Here is a 17,893-nt window from a genome sequence, read left to right as displayed (position 1 = left end):
CAGAGGGAGCAGGAAATGAGGAAGACTTTGCTAGCCGCCGCCGCGTTTGCCTTGGCATTCGGTCCCGCGCAGGCGGCCGACGACGTCACGCTGCAGCTCAAATGGGTCACGCAGGGCCAGTTCGCCGGCTATTACGTCGCCAAGGACAAGGGCTTCTACGAGGAAGAGGGGCTCAACGTCACGATCAAGCCGGGCGGGCCGGACATCGCCCCGCCGCAGGTGATCGCCGGCGGCGGCGCCGACGTGATCATCGACTGGATGCCGGCGGCGCTCGCCAGCCGCGAGCGCGGCGTGCCGCTGGTCAACATCGCCCAGCCGTTCAAGGCGTCGGGCATGATGCTGACCTGCCTGAAGGAGACCGGCATCACCAAGCCGGAGGACTTCCGCGGCCGCACGCTCGGCGTCTGGTTCTTCGGCAACGAGTATCCGTTCCTGTCCTGGATGAGCAAGCTCGGCATCCCGACCGATGGCGGGCCGAACGGCGTCACCGTGCTGAAGCAGGGCTTCAACGTCGATCCGCTGCTGCAGAAGCAGGCCGACTGCATCTCGACCATGACCTACAACGAATACTGGCAGGTGATCGACGCCGGCATCGCCGAAAGCGATCTCGTGGTCTTCAAGTATGAGGAGCAGGGCGTCGCGACGCTGGAGGACGGGCTCTATGTGATGGAGGACAAGCTCTCCGACCCGGCCTTCGTCGACAAGATGGCCCGCTTCGTCCGCGCCACCATGAAGGGCTGGGACTATGCCCGCGAGAACCCGGACGAGGCGGCGGAGATCGTGCTGGAGAACGACGCCACCGGCGCCCAGACCGAGAACCACCAGAAGCGCATGGTCCGCGAGATCAACAAGCTGACGGAAGGCTCCGACGGCCGGCTGGACATGGAAGACTACCAGCGCACGGTCAACACGCTGCTGAGCGGCGGCTCCGACCCGGTGATCACCAAGGAGCCGGTCGGCGCGACCACCACCGTGGTGACCGACCAGCTCTGATTGATCAGCTCTGCTCCTCGGTCCTGTTTTTCGGGACAGGCGCATTCCTCGCAAGAAAAGACCGCCGGACGGGCCTCCCGTCCGGCGGTTTGCGTTTCGGTGCAAGCTCTGGCTTCGGGTGCTCTGGCTTCCGGCACGCTGGCTTCAGACGCCCTGGCTGCGTTCGGCCGGGGCGGCGGTGTCGAGGCGCCCGGCCATCCAGGCCTCCAGCGCCTGCGCCTGTTCTGCGGAGACCCGCAGGCCCAGCTTGCTGCGTCGCCACAGCACGTCCTCGGCGCGCCGGGCCCATTCGTGCTGCATCAGATAGGCGACCTCGCGGCCGTAAAGATCGGCGCCGAAATGCGGTCCGAGGTCGTCGATCGAGGTCGCGCCGGCCAGCAGGTCGCGCGCCCTGGTGCCGTAGCTGCGGGCGAGGCGGGCAATGAGCGGGCGCGGCAGGAAGGCGAAGTCGCGTGCAAGAGCGGCTTCGAGGTCGGCAAGCCCGGTGGTCGGGAAGTCGCCGCCCGGCAGCAAGGCCGTCGCCGTCCAGTCCGGTCCCTTGGCGCCGAGCGCCTTCTCGATCATCTCCAGCACGGAGAGGGCAAGGCGCCGATAGGTGGTGATCTTGCCGCCGAAAATGTTGATCAATGCCGCGCCGTCGCGGCGCCCGCCCTCGTCGAGCTTCAGCACATAGTCGCGGGTCGCCTCCTGCGCCTTGGAGGCGCCGTCGTCGAACAGCGGCCGCACGCCCGAATAGGTCCACACCACGTCGCCGCGGGTGATCGGCTTGCGGAAATACTCGCTCGCCGCCTCGGTCAGGTAGACGATCTCCTCCTCCGTCGCGGCGACGTCGGCCGGATCGCCCTCGTAGTCGCGGTCGGTGGTGCCGATCAGGGTGAAATCCTGCTCGTAGGGAATGGCGAAGACGATGCGCCCGTCGCCGTTCTGGAAGATATAGGCGCGGTCGTGGTCGAACAGCTTGCGCACCACGATATGGCTGCCCTGCACCAGCCGGACATTGTGGGTGTCGTTGCGCTTCAACGCGCCCTTCAGCACCCGGTCGACCCAGGGCCCGGCGGCGTTGACGGCAAGCCGGGCGGTGACGGAGCGGGTCGCGCCGCTCTCCCGGTCCTTGAGGGTGGCGCGCCAGATGTCGCCCTCGCGCTCCAGCGCCACCACCTCGGTGCGGGTGTGGACCTGAGCCCCCCGGTCGGCGGCGTCGCGGGCGTTGAGCACCACCAGCCTTGCATCGTCCACCCAGCAGTCGGAATATTCGAAGCCGGTGCCGAACCCGTCCTTCAGCGGCCCGCCGGCCGGGTCGCTTGCAAGGTTCAGCGTCCGGGTTCCCGGCAGCAGCTTGCGGCCCCCCAGATGGTCGTAGAGGAACAGGCCGAGGCGCAGCATCCAGCGCGGCCGCAGGCCCTTCTGGTGCGGCAGCACGAAGCGCATCGGCCGGATGATGTGCGGTGCGTTGGCCCACAGGAGCTCGCGCTCGCCAAGCGCCTCGCGCACCAGGCGGAACTCGTAATGCTCCAGGTAGCGCAACCCGCCATGGATCAGCTTGGTCGACCAGGACGAGGTGCCGCTGGCGAGATCGTTCATCTCGGCAAGGCAGACGGAATAGCCCCGCCCGACCGCGTCGCGGGCGATGCCGCAGCCGTTGATGCCGCCGCCGATGACCAGGATGTCGAACTCCGCCGCTTGCGTCGCTGCAGTCATTTCCTGTGGCCTCCCCGGCCGTCCTCGGGCTCCGCGCCGCCGGCGTCGGGGTCCCCGTCTCCGGCGATCTCGACGCGCACGCCATGCTCGCGGCAGATCTCCATCACCGGCTCGGGCGGGGCCTTGTCGGTGACGAAGATGTCGATCTGCGACATGTGGGCGATGCGCACCGGAGCGCTGCGCTCGAATTTCATGTTGTCGGCGACGAGGATCGTCTGCCGCGCATGGGTGATGATCTCGCGGGCGACGCGCACCTCGCGGAAGTCGTAGTCGAAGATCGTCCCGTCCGGATCGATCGCCGAGGCGCCGATCAGCGCGTAGTCGACCTTGAACTGGCGGATGAAGTCGGCCGCCGCCTCGCCGACGATGCCCCCGTCCGAGGCGCGCACCTGGCCGCCGGCGATGATCACCTCGACGGCCGGCGCCGCCCGCAGGATGTTGGCGACGTTGATGTTGTTGGTGATCGCCATGATGCCGTCATGCTGGCGCAGGGCCCTGGCCACCTGTTCGGTGGTGGTGCCGATATTGAGCATGATCGAGGCATTGTCGGGAATGAGGCTGGCGGCGCGCAGGCCGATCCGCCGCTTCTCCTCGGCCGCGAGCTGGCGCCTTGCGTCATAGGCGTAGTTGGCGATGCCCGAGGGCAGCACGGCGCCGCCATGCACGCGCTGCAGCATGCCGCGCTCGCACAGGTCGTTGAGGTCCTTGCGGATGGTCTGCGGCGTGACGTCGAAGTCCGCCGCAAGCCCATCCACATCGACCCGTCCGGCGCGTCGCGCGCGGTCGAGAATCTCGCTCTGCCGGGGGGTTACGGGCTCCATGGGTGATCTTTCGTTTTTTTTCGATATGGCGCGGGTCTTAGGCGGGTCTCGTTCGCACCTGCAACATTCTGTCGGAAGCAGACAAATTTTGCCTCTTGAGAGCAAGGAATGGCAAGTCGATTTTCGAGTTGACGTTCATTTTTTTTCGTTTGATAGTCATATTGCAGACGTGCAAGGGAGGACTGCACATGAGATACAAGATGCTGACGGCTGTTGCGGCCGTCGCGCTGATGGCTGGCGCGGGTTCGGCTTTCGCCGGTCCCGAAGATGCGTTGCGCTGGATCGAGACCGAGTTCCAGCCCTCCGCCCTGACCAAGGACCAGCAGATCGAGGAAATGAACTGGTTCATCAAGGCGGCCGAACCGTTCCGCGGGATGGAGATCAACGTGCTGTCGGAAGGTATTCCGACACACGAGTATGAATCGAGGGTTCTTGCGAAAGCCTTCGAGGAAATCACCGGCATCAAGGTCAACCACCAGATCCTGGGCGAGGGCGAGGTCGTCCAGGCGGTGCAGACCCAGATGCAGACCAATCGCAATCTCTACGATGCCTATGTCAACGATTCCGACCTGATCGGCACGCATTCGCGCCTGCAGCAGGCCGTGAACCTGACCGAGTGGATGGCCGGCGAGGCCAAGGACGTCACCCTGCCGACGCTCGATCTCGGCGACTTCATGGGTCTTGCCTTCACCACCGGCCCGGACGGCGATCTCTACCAGCTCCCGGACCAGCAGTTCGCCAATCTCTACTGGTTCCGCAAGGACTGGTTCGACCGCGAGGACCTGCAGGCCCGGTTCAAGGAGAAATACGGCTACGATCTCGGCGTGCCGGTCAACTGGTCGGCCTATGAGGACATCGCCGAGTTCTTCTCCGTGGATGTCAAGGAGATCGACGGCGTCCGCATCTACGGCCACATGGACTACGGCAAGCGCGCCCCCGATCTCGGCTGGCGCATGACCGACGCCTGGCTGTCGATGGCCGGTGCCGGCTCGCCCGGCCTGCCCAACGGCCGTCCCATCGACGAATGGGGCATCCGCATGGAGGAAGGCTCGTGCAATCCGTCGGGTGCGTCGGTCGCCCGCGGCGGCGCCACCAACGGTCCGGCCGCCGTCTACGCCATCGCCAAGTGGGACGAGTGGCTGCGCAAATACGCGCCTCCGGGTGCGGCCGACTACGACTTCTACCAGTCGCTGCCGGCGCTCAGCCAGGGCAATGTCGCCCAGCAGATCTTCTGGTACACGGCCTTCCTGGCCGAGATGGTCAAGTCCAAGGCCGAGGGCAACAACACGGTCGACGACGAGGGCATGCCGCTGTGGCGCGCCGCTCCGAGCCCGCATGGTCCCTATTGGGAAGAGGGCATGAAGGTCGGCTATCAGGACGTCGGTTCCTGGACGATCCTCAAGTCGACGCCGACCGACCGCGCCAAGGCGGCCTGGCTCTATGCCCAGTTCGTCGTCTCCAAGACCGTCGACCTGAAGAAGAGCCATGTCGGTCTCACCTTCATCCGCGACAGCTCGATCCGGCATGAGTCCTTCTCCGAGCGTGCGTCGAAGCTCGGCGGCGTGGTCGAGTTCTACCGCTCGCCCGAGCGGGACAAGTGGACGCCGACCGGCATCAACGTGCCGGACTATCCCAAGCTCGCCCAGTTGTGGTGGCAGCAGATCGGTGACGTGAACTCGGGTGCGTTCACGCCGCAGGAGGCCATGGACCGTCTCGCCGACGAGATGGACACGATCATGATCCGCATGCAGCGTGCCGACGAGGCCAACAACACCTATGGCGGCTGCGGCCCGCGCATCAACGAGCCGAAGGACCCGTCCGAGTGGATCGGCAAGGGCGGCGCCAAGGCCAAGCTCGACAACGAGAAGCCGCAGGGCGAGACCGTCAACTACGACGAACTGGTCAAGCGCTGGGCAGAGAACTGAGCCTTTCGGCTCACGCGAGCGGCGGTCCGGGACAGGTCCCGGGCCGCCTGCCCGGCACCGGTCGCGGATGCGGGAAGGCCGGGCCTCCCGGCATGGTCGCGGGCCGCGGCCAGCCAGGGCGCGCCCTGCCGGGACGCGCCGCGCGGGGACCGAGAACCGCGGGCAAGCGGAGCGCCGGGCACGGCCGGCCCTCTCCCGGACCCCGCCCGGACCCCGCCGGACCCGAGAGACTGCCCATCGACCCTTGCATGAAGGCGACCGAGATGTCCCTTGAATTGAGGCGCGTGAGCCTGCGCGTCGGTGCCGAGACGCATATTCACCCGACCGATCTCGTCTGCGAGCCCGGCAGTTTCAACGTCCTGCTCGGCACGACGCTGGCCGGCAAGACCACCTTGATGAAGCTGATGGCGGGCCTTGAGCGGCCGACCTCCGGCGAGGTTCACTTCGGCGGCCGCGACGTCACCGGCGTGTCGGTGCGCAACCGCAACGTCTCGATGGTCTACCAGCAGTTCATCAACTATCCGAACATGACCGTCTACGAGAACATCGCCTCGCCGCTCAAGGTGGCGCGGCTGCCGGACGACGAGATCAAGCGGCGGGTCGGCACCTTCGCCGAGCTGCTGCGGCTGACGCCGATGCTCGGCCGGCGGCCGTCCGAACTTTCCGGCGGCCAGCAGCAGCGCACGGCGATGGCGCGGGCGCTGGTCAAGGACGCCGATCTGGTGCTGCTCGACGAGCCGCTCGCCAATCTCGACTTCAAGCTGCGCGAGGAGCTGCGCGACGAACTGCCCCGCCTCTTCGCCAATCGCGACTGCATCGTCGTCTATGCGACGACCGAGCCGGTCGAGGCGCTGCTGTTCGGCGGGCATACCGCCTGCCTGTTCGAGGGGAGGGTGGTGCAGTTCGGCCCGACGGGCGAGGTCTATCGCAGCCCGCTCGACCTCACCAGCGCCCAGGTCTTTTCCGACCCGCCGATCAACACGGCGCAGGTGACCAAGGCGGGCGGCGACTTCCGCCTGGCCGACGGCGGCAGCTTCCCGGTGCCGGCCGGCCATGCCGGCCTCGCCGACGGGGCCTATACGCTGGGGGTGCGCCCGCATCACGTCAGCCCCGCCCCGGAGGGCGCCCAGCCGGTGGCCATCGAGGGCGACGTGCTGGTGACCGAACTCTCCGGCTCGGAGAGCATCATCCATTTCACCTTCCACGAGCGGACCTGGGTGTCGCAGGCGCATGGCATCCATCCCTTCGAGGTCGGCACGCGGCAGCGGCTCTATGCCGACATGTCGAAGGCGCTGGTCTTCGACGGCGCCGGCCGGCGCATCGCCGGCCAGTCCACGACCTAGGAGAACGACATGGCACGAATCGTACTCGACGCCCTGCGACATGCCTACGGTCCGGCACCGGCCTCCGACAGCGACTGGGCGCTGAAGCGCCTCGACCTGGAATGGGAGGATGGCGGCGCCTATGCGCTGCTCGGCCCGTCGGGCTGCGGCAAGACCACGCTGCTGTCGATCATTTCCGGCCTGCTGCGGCCGACGGAAGGGCGGGTGCTGTTCGACGGCGAGGACGTCACCGCCCTGCCGCCGGACCGCCGGCACATCGCCCAGGTGTTCCAGTTCCCGGTCGTCTACGACACGATGACCGTCTACGACAATCTCGCCTTCCCGCTGCGCAACCGCGGCGTCGCCGAGCTCCAGGTCGATGCCAGGGTCCGCGAGATCGCCGGCATGATCGACCTCACCCACATGCTCGGCCGGCGCGCCGCCGGGCTGACCGCCGACGGCAAGCAGAAGATCTCGCTCGGCCGCGGCCTGGTGCGCTCGGACGTCAACGCGATCATGTTCGACGAGCCGCTGACGGTGATCGATCCGCATCTGAAATGGCAGCTCCGCTCCAAGCTCAAGGAGCTGCACCAGCGGGTGCGCACGACGATGATCTACGTCACCCACGACCAGACCGAGGCGCTGACCTTCGCCGACAAGGTGGTGGTGATGAACCAGGGCGAGGTGGTGCAGATCGGCACGCCGGTCGAGCTGTTCGAGCGGCCGCAGCACACGTTTGTCGGTCACTTCATCGGCTCGCCGGGCATGAACGTGCTGCCCTGCGAGGTCGCCGGCGGCAAGGCCGTGGTCGCCGGCGCGCCCGTTGCCGACTGCCCGCCGGCCGCCGCGACCGGCAGTGGCCGGCTGGAGGTGGGCGTGCGGCCGGAATTCGTCCGCTTCGCGCCGGAGGGCGGCGGCGAGGGACTGCCGGCCAGCGTCGTCAAGGTCAGCGATGCCGGCCGCTTCAGCATCGTCGAGGCGCAGGCGCAGGGGCACAGGGTCAAGCTGCTGGTGCCCGAAGGGGTCGCGATCCCGGGCGAAAGCGCCCTGCTGCGCTTCGATCCGGAGCGCACCGCGGTCTATCGCGACGGCTGGATCGTGAACTGAGGGGCTCTAGATGAACAAGACGCATGACAACAGGGCGTGGTTCTTCGTCCTTCCGGTGGTGGCGCTGGTAGCCTTCAACGCCATCATTCCGCTGATGACCGTCGTCAACTATTCCGTCCAGGAAACGTTCGGCGACAACGTGTTCTTCTGGGCCGGCGTCACCTGGTTCGAGCAGGTGCTGCAGTCGGAGCGGTTTCACAACGCGCTCGGCCGGCAGTTGATCTTCACCTTCACCATCCTCGCCATCGAGATCCCGCTCGGCGTCGCCATCGCGCTCGCCATGCCGCGCAAGGGACCGTGGGTGCCGGTCTGCCTGGTGCTGATGGCGCTGCCGCTGCTCATTCCGTGGAATGTGGTCGGCGCCATGTGGAACATCTTCGCGCTGCCCGATATCGGCCTGCTCGGCCGCAGCCTCAACGCGCTCGGCTTCAACTACAATTTCACCCGCCAGCCGGGCGATGCCTGGTTCACGCTGATCCTGATGGATGTCTGGCACTGGACGTCGCTGGTGGTGCTGCTCGCCTATGCCGGTCTCGTCTCGATCCCCGACGCCTATTACCAGGCCGCCAGGATCGACGGGGCCAGCTCGTTTGCCATCTTCCGCTACATCCAGTTGCCGAAGATGAAGCGGGTGCTGACCATCGCCGTGCTGCTGCGCTTCATGGACAGTTTCATGATCTACACGGAACTGTCGGTGCTGACGGGCGGGGGACCCGGCAACGCGACGACGCTGCTGTCGATCGACCTCGTCAAGATCGCCCTCGGCCAGTTCGACCTCGGCCCGGCGGCGGCGATGTCGCTGATCTACTTCCTGATCATCCTGTTGCTGAGCTGGGTGTTCTACACCCTGATGATGCGCAACGAGCAGCAGTGAGGAGGCTCACCGATGAACAAGACCAAGGCTCTCGTCCCGATCCTCTACATCATCTTCCTGATGCTGCCGATCTACTGGCTCGTCAACATGTCGTTCAAGACGACGAACGAGATCCTCGGCAGCTTCACGCTGTTCCCCCACGACTTCACCGTCGAGAACTACGTCAAGATCCTCACCGATCCGACCTGGTACATGGGCTATGTCAACTCGCTGATCTATGTGCTGATCAACACGGCGATCTCGGTGACGGTCGCCCTGCCGGCCGCCTATGCCTTCTCGCGCTACCGCTTCCTCGGCGACAAGCACCTGTTCTTCTGGCTGCTGACCAACCGCATGGCGCCGCCGGCCGTCTTCGCGCTGCCCTTCTTCCAGCTCTATTCGGCGATCGGCCTGTTCGACACGCCGATCGCGGTGGCGCTGGCGCATACGCTGTTCAACATCCCGCTGGCGGTCTGGATTCTGGAGGGCTTCATGTCGGGCGTGCCGAAGGAGCTGGACGAGACCGCCTATGTCGACGGCCACTCCTTCTGGTCGTTTTTCCTGAAGATCTTCGTGCCGACCATCGCCGCCGGCATCGGCGTCGCCGCCTTCTTCTGCTTCATGTTCTCCTGGGTGGAACTGCTGTTGGCCAAGACGCTGACCTCGGTCGCCGCCAAGCCGATCGCCGCGACCATGACCCGAACGGCGAGCACATCGGGCTACGAACTCGGCCTGCTGGCGGCGGCGGGAACGCTGACCATCATTCCGGGGGCCTTCGTCATCTATTTCGTCCGCAACTACATCGCCAAGGGCTTCGCGCTCGGCCGGGTGTAGCGGCAGGCCAAGGGGAGACACGTCATGGGATTGAGCTGGATGGCCTGGACCGGGCCGACCGCCGCCTTCTTCATCTTCATCGGCCTGTGCTTTGTCGCCATGTCCGTCTGGGAATATGTCTCGCCCGGCGGCGGGCCGCGGCACGGCGTTCTCGGACTGGACACGACGCGCGGCGACCGGCTGTTCATCTCGCTGCTCGGCAGCGCCTTCATCTTCCTGGCCTGGCTCGGACTGGTCGGGCCCGACCTGTGGGTGCCGCTGGCGATCGCCGTGGCCTATGCGGTGGCGGTGTTCCGCTGGGTGTGACGAGCGGTCCTAGCCGCGCCTCTTGTCCTTCGATCCGACTCGCCGGATGATTGCCCAATGGCAACCGGCAAAGCGCGAGCGAGAATGGAAGGCGGCCTGATCGCGGTGGCAGGGACGACCCGCATCCGCCCGTCAGGGGGAGGCGGTTCCGCCATGTCGGCGCTGCGCGCCAGGGCGGCAGCCGTTGCCGGCGCCTGTCTTTGCGCCCTCGCGGGGGCCTTGGCCACCGCCGCGCCGGGGTCGGCGGAGGGCTGGCAGAGCGCGAGCCAGATCGCCACCATCTGCAAGGCCGACCCCGAAACCAGCCCGGTCGCCGTGACCTTCTGCCTTGGCTATCTGCAAGGCACGCTCGATGCCTTCCTGCTCGGGCGCGCCAACTGCGTGCCGCCGGGGGTCGATGCCAACGGCTTGCGGCGCATCCTCGTGGAGCATGCCGAGCGGCATCCCGACAGGCTCGCCGCCAGCGGCCCGATGCTGGTCTATGACGCCTTTGCCGAGGCCTGGCCGGCCTGCGCCCACATGCCCCGCTATTCGGCCCGCTGAGACGCGCCGGCCTCGTGCTGAAACGCAAAACGCGCCGGCGGGGCCGGCGCGTTGCGAAGCTGTTGCGGAAGACCGGGCGAAAGACCGGTCGGCCTGAAGGGTCAGGCGACCGCCCGGGCCAGCGCACACTGCGACCACAGCGACTCGATCGAGCGCACCAGATGGTCGATGTCGCCGTCGCTGTGCAGCGGCGAGGGGGTGATGCGCAGCCGCTCCAGCCCCTTCGGCACCGTCGGATAGTTGATCGGCTGGATGTAGATCCCGTAATTGTCGAGCAGGATGTCCGAGATCATCTTGCACTTGACCGGGTCCTTCACCATCACCGGGACGATGTGGCTGGGATTGGGCATGTGCGGGATGCCGGCGGCATCGAGCTTGCGCCGCAGCGTCGCCACCCGGTTGCGGTGGCGGGTGCGCAGCACCTCGCCCTCGGCCGACTTGAGGTACTGGATCGAGGCGCGGGCGCCGGCCGCCAGTGCCGGCGGCAGTGCGGTGGTGAAGATGAAGCCGGAGGCGAAGGAGCGGACGAAGTCGCACAGCGCCTCGGAGGCGGCGATATAGCCGCCCATCACGCCGAACGCCTTGCCGAGCGTGCCCTCGATCACCGTCAGCCGGTCCATCAGGCCCTCGCGCTCGGCGATGCCGCCGCCGCGCGGACCATACAGGCCGACCGCATGCACCTCGTCGAGATAGGTCATCGCGCCGTATTTCTCGGCGACGTCGCAGATCTCCTTGATCGGCGCGATGTCGCCATCCATCGAATAGACGGATTCGAAGGCGACGAGCTTCGGCCGGCCCGGCTCGATCTCGGCAAGCTGACGCTCCAGGTCGGCAACGTCATTGTGCTTCCAGATCCGCTTTTCGGCGCGCGAATGGCGGATGCCCTCGATCATCGAGGCGTGGTTCAGCGCGTCCGACAGCACCACGCAGCCCGGCAGATGCGAGGCGAGCGTGCCGAGCGCGGCCCAGTTGGACACATAGCCGGAGGTGAACAGCAGGGCCGACTCCTTGCCATGCAGGTCGGCCAGCTCGCGCTCCAGCAGCACGTGATAGTGGTTGGTGCCGGAGATGTTGCGGGTGCCGCCGGCACCGGCGCCACAGCGCTCGATCGCCTCGTGCATCGCATCGGTCACGACCGGATGCAGGCCCATGCCGAGATAGTCGTTGGAACACCAGACGGCGACCTCGTGGGAGCCGTCCCGCGTATAGCGGGTCGCCCGGGGAAAATTCCCGGTCTGGCGCTCGAGATCCGCGAAAACCCGGTAACGGCCTTCCTTGTGCAGCCCTTCGATCTTGTGTCGAAAGAAGCTCTCGTAATCCATTCCGGCCTCCGGACCTCTTGCGGGGGTTCTGACGGCAACGATGCGTCGATTCATACGAGGTTTCAAATGCTCGCAAATTAGTCTTATTCCAGTCTATAGCCGATCGATCCGCCTGCGTGAATTGGGAATATGCCGAATGGGCGTTTCGACGCAGGCAGCGCCGGATGCGCGGCGTTGCGCGTCCGCCAAAGGGCACCGGGAAAGCGCGCCGGCCCCTCGCCTTGCCGCTTGCACCGCGCCCCCGCCTTCGCCATAACCCGCAGGCGCGCGCCGGCACCGGCCGCGCCCGCATCCCGATCAACCGGAGGTCCAAACTCCGAGGCCCAAACTGGGGGACAATCAGTTGAGTGAGTTCCAGCCGCGCGTGTTTTCCGGCGTCCAGCCGACCGGCAACCTGCATCTTGGCAATTATCTTGGCGCCATCGCCCGTTTCGTGCCGCTGCAGGACGAGATGCCGGCGATCTATTGCGTCGTCGACCTGCACGCGATCACCGTCAAGCACGATCCGGCGCTGCTCGCCGGAACGACGCGCGAGGTGACTGCCGCTTATCTCGCCGCAGGCATCGACCCGAAGAAGGCGATCATCTTCAACCAGAGCCAGGTCCGCGAGCATGCGGAGCTTGCCTGGCTGTTCAACTGCATCGCGCGCATCGGCTGGCTGAGCCGCATGACCCAGTTCAAGGAGAAGGCCGGCAAGAACCGGGAGAACGCCTCGGTCGGCCTCTTTGCCTATCCGACGCTGATGGCCGCCGACATCCTCGCCTATCGGGCGACGCATGTGCCGGTGGGCGACGACCAGAAGCAGCATCTGGAGCTGACCCGCGACATCGCCCAGAAGTTCAACAACGACTTCGCCGACCGGATCAAGGAACTGGGTCTCGGCATCGCCAACCCGACGCCGAGCCCGGAACTGCCGGACGAACTGTTCTTCCCGCTGACCGAGCCGATGATCGCAGGTCCCGCGACCCGCATCATGAGCCTGCGCGACGGCACCAAGAAGATGTCGAAGTCGGACCCGTCCGACCTGTCGCGCATCAACCTGCGCGATTCGGCCGACGAGATCGCCAAGAAGATCCGCAAGGCCAAGACCGATCCGGAGCCGCTGCCGAGCGAGATGGACGGCCTTGCCGAGCGCCCCGAGGCGGCCAACCTGGTCGGCATCTATGCGGCGCTCTCCGGCAAGTCCAAGGACGCGGTCCTGTCGGACTTCGCCGGCCAGCCCTTCTCGGTGTTCAAGCCGGCGCTGGCCGATCTGGCGGTCGACAAGCTGGCGCCGATGACCGGCGAGATGAACCGGCTGCTCGCCGATCCCGGCCATATCGACGCGGTGCTGCGCGACGGCGCCGGCCGGGCCTCGGAGATCGCCGGCCCGGTGCTGCGCGATGCCCGCCGCATCATGGGCTTCCTGGAAGGGCGCTGAGCCGGCAGCGGCTGGATCTCGTCTCCATATATCCTCGGGGGCCGCGGGCACTGTCCGCGGCCCTTTTTGCGTCCATCGACCGCCCCGTCGCCGGAGCGCCGGCAACGGGCTTGTCTTTCCCGGCTGTCTGGGGCTAGTGTTCGGGTCGAACAAAAGAGGAACGGGATTGAGGCAGATGAGCGGACAGCGCATCCAGCTCGACCAGCCGCTGGTCGACGGCCGGCAGTCGGAAACGGCCTTGCGGGTCTGGCGCGGCGCGGCGCGCCTGTTGCGGCAGTTGCGCTTTGCCTGCATCGGCGAGTTGACGCTGGCATCGGGCCGGCGCGCCGACATCGCCGCCGTCGGCCCGAAGGGCGAAATCTGGATCGTCGAGGTGAAGTCGTCGCTGGCGGATCTGCGCGCCGACAGCAAGTGGCCGGACTACCGCCTGCATTGCGACCGGCTGTTCTTCGCCACCCATGCGGAGGTGCCGGCGGACGTCTTTCCGCAAGACGCCGGCCTCATCCTGTCCGACGGCTTTGCCGCCGAGATCCTGCGCCCGGCGCCCGAACACCGTCTGCCGGCGGCGACCCGCAAGGCGGTGCTTCTGCGCTTCGCGCAATCCGCCGCGCTGCGGCTGCACGACCTGCACGATCCCGACGCCCGGGCCGCGACGGGCTATGACCTGATCTGAGGCCCGGTCTGCTTTGCCGGTCTGCTCTGGAAGTCCGGCGCGGGGGTCAGCGCGGCGCGCGCTTGGCGAGGATCCGCTGCAGCGTGCGGCGATGCATGTTGAGCCGGCGCGCGGTTTCCGACACGTTGCGGTCGCACAATTCGTAGACCCGCTGGATATGCTCCCAGCGCACCCGGTCGGCGGACATCGGGTTCTCCGGCGGCGGCGCCTTCTCCTCGCCCTCCGACAGCAGGGCGGCGAGCACATCGTCCGCATCCGCGGGCTTGGCCAGATAGTCGACGGCGCCGAGCTTCACCGCGGTCACCGCCGTCGCGATATTGCCGTAGCCGGTGAGGATCACCACTCGGGCCTCCGGCTTGCGGGCGCGGATCGCCTCGACCACGTCGAGGCCGCTGCCGTCCTCCAGCCGCATGTCGACCACCGCATAGTCCGGCGCCAGGCTCTGCAGCGCCTCCAGCGCCTCGCGCACGCTGTCGGCGGTCACGGTGGTGAAGCCGCGCTTTTCCATCGCCCGCGCCAGCCGCTGCTGGAACGGGCGGTCGTCGTCGACGATAAGCAGATTGCCCCGTGCGACGGTGTCCGCCCCTGACTGTTCACTCATCCCATCGTCCCGTTCATTCTGCCGCCCCGAATCTCGCCGACGGACCTGTTTTGTCCTTTATAAGTGCGTTTCCGCTCAGGGCAAATCGGCCTGCCTCGCCGGCTCCGCCCCGGCCTCCGCCCGCCAGGGTGAGCGGCCGTCGCGCGGCCAGGCGATGCGCACCACCGCGCCGTGCTCCGGCGGCGGCCGGTTGCGCAGGCGCAGCTCCGCGCCGGTGCGCTCCAGCAGCGTCTTGGCGATGAAGAAGCCGAGGCCGAGCCCGCCGCCGGTCTGGCCCTGCCCCGGCCGGCCGTCCCGCGCCCCGCGCGCGGTCACATAGGGCTCGCCGAGCCGCGACATCACATCGGGCGTGAAGCCGTGACCGTCGTCGGCGATTTCCAGCAGGACCTGGCTGTCGTTCCAGCGGGCGGTGACCGTCACCGTGCTGTCGGCGAAGTCGACGGCGTTTTCCAGCAGGTTGCCGAGCCCGTAATGGATCGCCGGATTGCGATGGGCGACGGGCTCCCCGCCCTCGCCCTGCACGTCGATGCGGATCCGCGCGCCGGCCGCGCGGGCCGGCTCGGCCACCTGGTCGAGCACATGCGACAGCTTTTCTCCGCGGAAGTGCTGGTCGCGGTCGTCGGACAGCGAGGACAGTTTCGACAGGATCTCGCGGCAGCGCTCCGCCTGGGACAGGATCAGCGCCATCTCCTCCCGGAGCATCTCGGGAGAGGGAATGTCCCTTTCATTGGCGAGATCGCGCGCCAGTTCCTTGGCCGACAGATAGACCGTGGCGAGCGGCGTGCCGAGTTCATGGGCGGCGGCGGCGGCCAGCCCGTCGAGCGCGTGCAGGTGCTGCTCGCGCGCCAGCACCAGCTCGCTGGCCATCAGCGCATCGGACAATTGCCGGGCCTCCTCCGCGACGCGGAATGCATAGATGCTCATGAAAGTCAGCGAACAGACCAGGGCGATCCACACGCCGATCGCATAGACGGGCGGCAGGCGGAACGTCTGCCCTTCCGGCCAGGGCAGCGGCAGGTGGACGGCGGCGATCAGCGTGGCGATGGCGGCGGCCAGCAGGCCGAGATAGATGGTGTTGCGGGCCGACAGGCCGGCGGCCGAGACCATCACCGGGGCCAGCAGCAGGAAGGCGAAGGGATTGCCGAGGCCGCCGGTGAGATAGAGCAGGCCGCCGAGCTGCATCAGGTCATAGGCCAGTTGCAGGGCGGCGGAGCGTTCCGACAGGCGCTGCGACTGCGGCGAGCGGACCTTGAGGAAGATGTTGAGCCAGGCCGAGGCGGCGACCAGCGCCGCGCAGAGCGACAGGGGCAGCGGATAGGCCAGATAGAAATGCACGACGACGAGGGCGGCGGTCTGCCCGCCGATGGCGAGCCAGCGCAGGCGCACCAGCGTATCCAGCTTCAGCCGCCGGTGCGGGGAGCCGAGTTCGGGTCTGTCGGTATCGTCCATATGATCCTTCTGGCGTGATCCTTGGAGCGATCGCTCCGGGACGGGGCAAGGTCTGGATGCCTGTTGTGGCGCGCCGCCGGTGCCGCGTCAAATACGGGAGACCCCGCTCCCGCCGCTGCTTCCCGCTGGCGTGCGGGCCGCGGCGCTCCGATCGCGGCGGCGGCCAATCAGCCCTTGGCAGCGCGGCCCTGCCATGCTAGCCGATGCTGCGAGTTTGCGCGCCGGGCCTTTGCAGCGACGGGGGACGGCCGCGCCGGAATGTGCCGGACCTTGCCGGCATGGGATGTCATCGAGACAGGATAGCTGACGCATGAGCGACACGAACGACGCGGCCGCTGGCCAGGGCAACGAGGCCGGCGCTGTACCGGGCATGAGCATTCTTGCCCAGTACATCAAGGATCTCTCCTTCGAGAACCCCAACGCGCCGGGATCGCTGCAGCCGCAGGAGCAGCCCAAGCTCGACATCAACGTCAATGTCGGCGCCCAGCCGATGGGCGAGAACCAGTTCGAGGTGGTGCTGACGCTGACCGCCACGGCCAGGACCTCGGCGATGACCGTCTTCGCCATCGAGCTGGTCTATGGCGGCCTGTTCCGCATCGTCGGCGTGCCGGAGGAGCACCTGCACCCCTTCGTGCTGATCGAGTGCCCGCGCATGCTGTTCCCCTTCGCCCGCAACATCCTGGCGGAGGCCTCGCGCAATGGCGGTTTCCCGCCCCTGATGCTCGACCCGATCGATTTCGCCGCCCTCTATCGCCAGAACGCCGCCCAGGCGCAGGCCCAGGCGGCGCAGAAGCCGAACTGACGCGCCAGCGCGCCTCTTGCGGCAGGGATACGAAAAAGCCCCGGAGCTTGGTGCTCCGGGGCTTTTTTCGTGTTCGGCGGTGTCGGGCGACTGGCGGCGTTATGCCTCCGGTGCCCCTCTCCCTGCCCCTGTCCCGGCGCTCGGCGATGCCGGGCCGCGGCCGCGATCGGCCATGAAGCGGTCGAACTCTTCCTGGTCACGGGCCCGGCGCAGCTCCCGCAGGAACGCGTCGAACTCGGCGCGCATCTCGTCGATGCGGGCGCGCTCTTCCTCGAGCCGCTTCAATTCGCGGGCACGGTAGTCGTCGAAGGCGGCGTTGCCGGTCGGGTGCACGCCGGAAAAGCCGCGCCCGGACGACAGGCCCTGGGCGAGGGGGCTGGCGTTCCACTGCTCGCGCGCATCGCGTGCGAGGTTCGGAAGGCGGTCGCCCCACAGGATATAGGCCAGCATCGCCAGGCCGAGCGGCCAGAAGACGACGAAGCCGAGCACCATCAGGCCGATCGTCACCGGCGACCAGCCGGGACGGATCGCCGGACGGCAGGTAGCCCCCGCGCGGCCGCCAGCCGGGCCACTGGCATGGGTTGCGGTTCCGTAGCTCATCTACACTCCTCTCCTGTTCGAGAACGAGTTTGATGTGGGAATGCACGCCCCCCTGTTCAAGGAAATCCCTATTCAAGCGACCCGCGCGGCGCTGGCCGCGAGCGGCGTCCGAGGCGCCAGCGAGGCGGCGATCAGATGCCGCGCAGCGTCCCCGCCTTACGAGGGGAGATCGGCGGGCGACAAGGGCGGTGAGACGGGAGAGGCCCGCAACAGCGAGGGCAAGACCTGCAAGACTGGCCGCGGACTGCGACGGGGGGATGACGGATCCAGGCCGATTTCCCGCAAATCGGCGCCTTGCGGTGGGCTCGAGCGCGGCGCCAGGCGGCCGGTGTCGGCGTGCCCTCTCTCCTGTGCATATTGTTATGTAATTGATATTGTTTTGGTTTGTGTGTTTGTTGGGGTTGTTTTCCCCAAGTGGGGTTGGGGGTTTGGATTGGTTTTTGGGTTTGGTTTGATTTTTTTTGGTGAGGTGGGTTGACGGTGTTGGGGGGTGGTGAGTATATAGCTCCCACAACGACGGCGCCGCCGGGGTTCACCGGCGGCTTTGACTGTCGCTATCACCTGATACGAACTGACATGGGGTTGCGCCCTTCGGGGTGCTGGGATTTCTTGTCGCTTCGGTAA

17 protein-coding genes are annotated in these 17,893 nt (G+C 67.2%); 11 read left to right on the top strand and 6 right to left on the bottom strand.

What is annotated here, in order from left to right:
* The first annotated feature begins 15 nt into the window (after positions 1-15).
* Positions 16-993 carry an ABC transporter substrate-binding protein gene (locus tag P2PM1_RS15695; RefSeq protein ID WP_186397413.1) on the top strand — a complete coding sequence of 326 codons (978 nt, stop codon included), beginning with the start codon at positions 16-18 and terminating at the stop codon, positions 991-993.
* Between the two features lie 144 nt (positions 994-1,137).
* Here the strand turns inward: P2PM1_RS15695 and glpD are convergent, their stop codons facing one another.
* Both glpD and P2PM1_RS15685 read right to left on the bottom strand, forming a co-directional pair.
* Positions 1,138-2,691 (bottom strand): glycerol-3-phosphate dehydrogenase, encoded by a 1,554-nt coding sequence (gene glpD / locus P2PM1_RS15690; RefSeq protein ID WP_186399706.1) that lies wholly within the window; start codon positions 2,689-2,691, stop codon positions 1,138-1,140.
* Positions 2,688-3,512: a DeoR/GlpR family DNA-binding transcription regulator gene (locus P2PM1_RS15685; protein ID WP_186399705.1), complete on the bottom strand. Its 825-nt coding sequence runs from the start codon at positions 3,510-3,512 to the stop codon at positions 2,688-2,690. Before P2PM1_RS15685 ends, glpD begins: the two co-directional genes overlap by 4 nt.
* Positions 3,513-3,700: 188 nt before the next feature.
* On the opposite strand from P2PM1_RS15685, the gene P2PM1_RS15680 reads away from it, so the two are divergent.
* From P2PM1_RS15680 to P2PM1_RS15650, 7 genes are all read left to right on the top strand, one after another.
* Complete coding sequence (locus P2PM1_RS15680) at positions 3,701-5,437, top strand: ABC transporter substrate-binding protein (RefSeq protein ID WP_186399704.1); 1,737 nt, start codon at positions 3,701-3,703, stop codon at positions 5,435-5,437.
* 263 nt (positions 5,438-5,700) lie between these two features.
* Complete coding sequence (locus P2PM1_RS15675) at positions 5,701-6,780, top strand: ABC transporter ATP-binding protein (RefSeq protein ID WP_186399703.1); 1,080 nt, start codon at positions 5,701-5,703, stop codon at positions 6,778-6,780.
* A gap of 9 nt (positions 6,781-6,789) precedes the next feature.
* Positions 6,790-7,866, top strand: a complete 1,077-nt coding sequence (locus P2PM1_RS15670; protein WP_186399702.1) for an ABC transporter ATP-binding protein — start codon at positions 6,790-6,792, stop codon at positions 7,864-7,866.
* Between the two features lie 10 nt (positions 7,867-7,876).
* Positions 7,877-8,740 carry a carbohydrate ABC transporter permease gene (locus P2PM1_RS15665; protein ID WP_186397407.1) on the top strand — a complete coding sequence of 288 codons (864 nt, stop codon included), beginning with the start codon at positions 7,877-7,879 and terminating at the stop codon, positions 8,738-8,740.
* A gap of 12 nt (positions 8,741-8,752) precedes the next feature.
* Positions 8,753-9,553, top strand: coding sequence for a carbohydrate ABC transporter permease (locus P2PM1_RS15660; RefSeq protein ID WP_186399701.1), 801 nt, complete (start codon positions 8,753-8,755; stop codon positions 9,551-9,553).
* Between the two features lie 24 nt (positions 9,554-9,577).
* Complete coding sequence (locus P2PM1_RS15655) at positions 9,578-9,859, top strand: DUF2160 domain-containing protein (RefSeq protein ID WP_186390215.1); 282 nt, start codon at positions 9,578-9,580, stop codon at positions 9,857-9,859.
* A 153-nt stretch (positions 9,860-10,012) separates the two neighbouring features.
* Positions 10,013-10,402: a Rap1a/Tai family immunity protein gene (locus tag P2PM1_RS15650; protein WP_186399700.1), complete on the top strand. Its 390-nt coding sequence runs from the start codon at positions 10,013-10,015 to the stop codon at positions 10,400-10,402.
* A gap of 101 nt (positions 10,403-10,503) precedes the next feature.
* Here the strand turns inward: P2PM1_RS15650 and hemA are convergent, their stop codons facing one another.
* Complete coding sequence (gene hemA / locus P2PM1_RS15645; protein ID WP_186399699.1) at positions 10,504-11,724, bottom strand: 5-aminolevulinate synthase; 1,221 nt, start codon at positions 11,722-11,724, stop codon at positions 10,504-10,506.
* A gap of 343 nt (positions 11,725-12,067) precedes the next feature.
* Here hemA and trpS point away from each other — a divergent pair, with 343 nt between their 5' ends.
* On the top strand, positions 12,068-13,144 hold the full coding sequence (trpS, locus tag P2PM1_RS15640; protein WP_186399698.1) for a tryptophan--tRNA ligase: 1,077 nt from the start codon (positions 12,068-12,070) through the stop codon (positions 13,142-13,144).
* A gap of 175 nt (positions 13,145-13,319) precedes the next feature.
* Entirely contained in the window at positions 13,320-13,817 is a 498-nt protein-coding gene (locus P2PM1_RS15635; protein WP_186390219.1) for an MmcB family DNA repair protein, read from the top strand.
* 46 nt (positions 13,818-13,863) lie between these two features.
* On the opposite strand, the gene P2PM1_RS15630 is transcribed toward P2PM1_RS15635, so the two are convergent.
* Both P2PM1_RS15630 and P2PM1_RS15625 read right to left on the bottom strand, forming a co-directional pair.
* A complete protein-coding gene (locus tag P2PM1_RS15630; protein ID WP_186390220.1) occupies positions 13,864-14,418 on the bottom strand; it encodes an ActR/PrrA/RegA family redox response regulator transcription factor in 555 nt (184 codons plus the stop codon).
* Between the two features lie 75 nt (positions 14,419-14,493).
* Positions 14,494-15,867: an ActS/PrrB/RegB family redox-sensitive histidine kinase gene (locus P2PM1_RS15625; RefSeq protein WP_186399697.1), complete on the bottom strand. Its 1,374-nt coding sequence runs from the start codon at positions 15,865-15,867 to the stop codon at positions 14,494-14,496.
* 310 nt (positions 15,868-16,177) lie between these two features.
* On the opposite strand from P2PM1_RS15625, the gene secB reads away from it, so the two are divergent.
* Positions 16,178-16,669, top strand: a complete 492-nt coding sequence (gene secB / locus P2PM1_RS15620; protein ID WP_186390222.1) for a protein-export chaperone SecB — start codon at positions 16,178-16,180, stop codon at positions 16,667-16,669.
* A 99-nt stretch (positions 16,670-16,768) separates the two neighbouring features.
* On the opposite strand, the gene P2PM1_RS15615 is transcribed toward secB, so the two are convergent.
* Positions 16,769-17,161: a DUF2852 domain-containing protein gene (locus P2PM1_RS15615; protein ID WP_244301556.1), complete on the bottom strand. Its 393-nt coding sequence runs from the start codon at positions 17,159-17,161 to the stop codon at positions 16,769-16,771.
* Between the last annotated feature and the right edge of the window lie 732 nt (positions 17,162-17,893).

It is taken from the genome of Stappia sp. P2PMeth1, assembly GCF_900185735.1.
GTDB lineage: Bacteria > Pseudomonadota > Alphaproteobacteria > Rhizobiales > Stappiaceae > Stappia.
Note: the sequence above shows the minus strand (reverse complement) of the source record. Positions and strands in the feature narration are given on the sequence as shown.

Bases quoted from the DNA above. Each gene is read 5' to 3' on its own strand.
- P2PM1_RS15660 (WP_186399701.1), top strand. From the start codon at position 8,753: ATGAACAAGACCAAGGCTCTCGTCCCGATCCTCTACATCATCTTCCTG.
- P2PM1_RS15615 (WP_244301556.1), bottom strand. From the start codon at position 17,161: ATGGTGCTCGGCTTCGTCGTCTTCTGGCCGCTCGGCCTGGCGATGCTG.
- P2PM1_RS15635 (WP_186390219.1), top strand. From the start codon at position 13,320: ATGAGCGGACAGCGCATCCAGCTCGACCAGCCGCTGGTCGACGGCCGG.
- P2PM1_RS15675 (WP_186399703.1), top strand. From the start codon at position 5,701: ATGTCCCTTGAATTGAGGCGCGTGAGCCTGCGCGTCGGTGCCGAGACG.
- P2PM1_RS15630 (WP_186390220.1), bottom strand. From the start codon at position 14,418: ATGAGTGAACAGTCAGGGGCGGACACCGTCGCACGGGGCAATCTGCTT.
- P2PM1_RS15625 (WP_186399697.1), bottom strand. From the start codon at position 15,867: ATGGACGATACCGACAGACCCGAACTCGGCTCCCCGCACCGGCGGCTG.
- P2PM1_RS15665 (WP_186397407.1), top strand. From the start codon at position 7,877: ATGAACAAGACGCATGACAACAGGGCGTGGTTCTTCGTCCTTCCGGTG.
- P2PM1_RS15680 (WP_186399704.1), top strand. From the start codon at position 3,701: ATGAGATACAAGATGCTGACGGCTGTTGCGGCCGTCGCGCTGATGGCT.
- P2PM1_RS15650 (WP_186399700.1), top strand. From the start codon at position 10,013: ATGTCGGCGCTGCGCGCCAGGGCGGCAGCCGTTGCCGGCGCCTGTCTT.
- P2PM1_RS15695 (WP_186397413.1), top strand. From the start codon at position 16: ATGAGGAAGACTTTGCTAGCCGCCGCCGCGTTTGCCTTGGCATTCGGT.
- P2PM1_RS15670 (WP_186399702.1), top strand. From the start codon at position 6,790: ATGGCACGAATCGTACTCGACGCCCTGCGACATGCCTACGGTCCGGCA.
- hemA (WP_186399699.1), bottom strand. From the start codon at position 11,724: ATGGATTACGAGAGCTTCTTTCGACACAAGATCGAAGGGCTGCACAAG.
- glpD (WP_186399706.1), bottom strand. From the start codon at position 2,691: ATGACTGCAGCGACGCAAGCGGCGGAGTTCGACATCCTGGTCATCGGC.
- secB (WP_186390222.1), top strand. From the start codon at position 16,178: ATGAGCGACACGAACGACGCGGCCGCTGGCCAGGGCAACGAGGCCGGC.
- P2PM1_RS15685 (WP_186399705.1), bottom strand. From the start codon at position 3,512: ATGGAGCCCGTAACCCCCCGGCAGAGCGAGATTCTCGACCGCGCGCGA.
- P2PM1_RS15655 (WP_186390215.1), top strand. From the start codon at position 9,578: ATGGGATTGAGCTGGATGGCCTGGACCGGGCCGACCGCCGCCTTCTTC.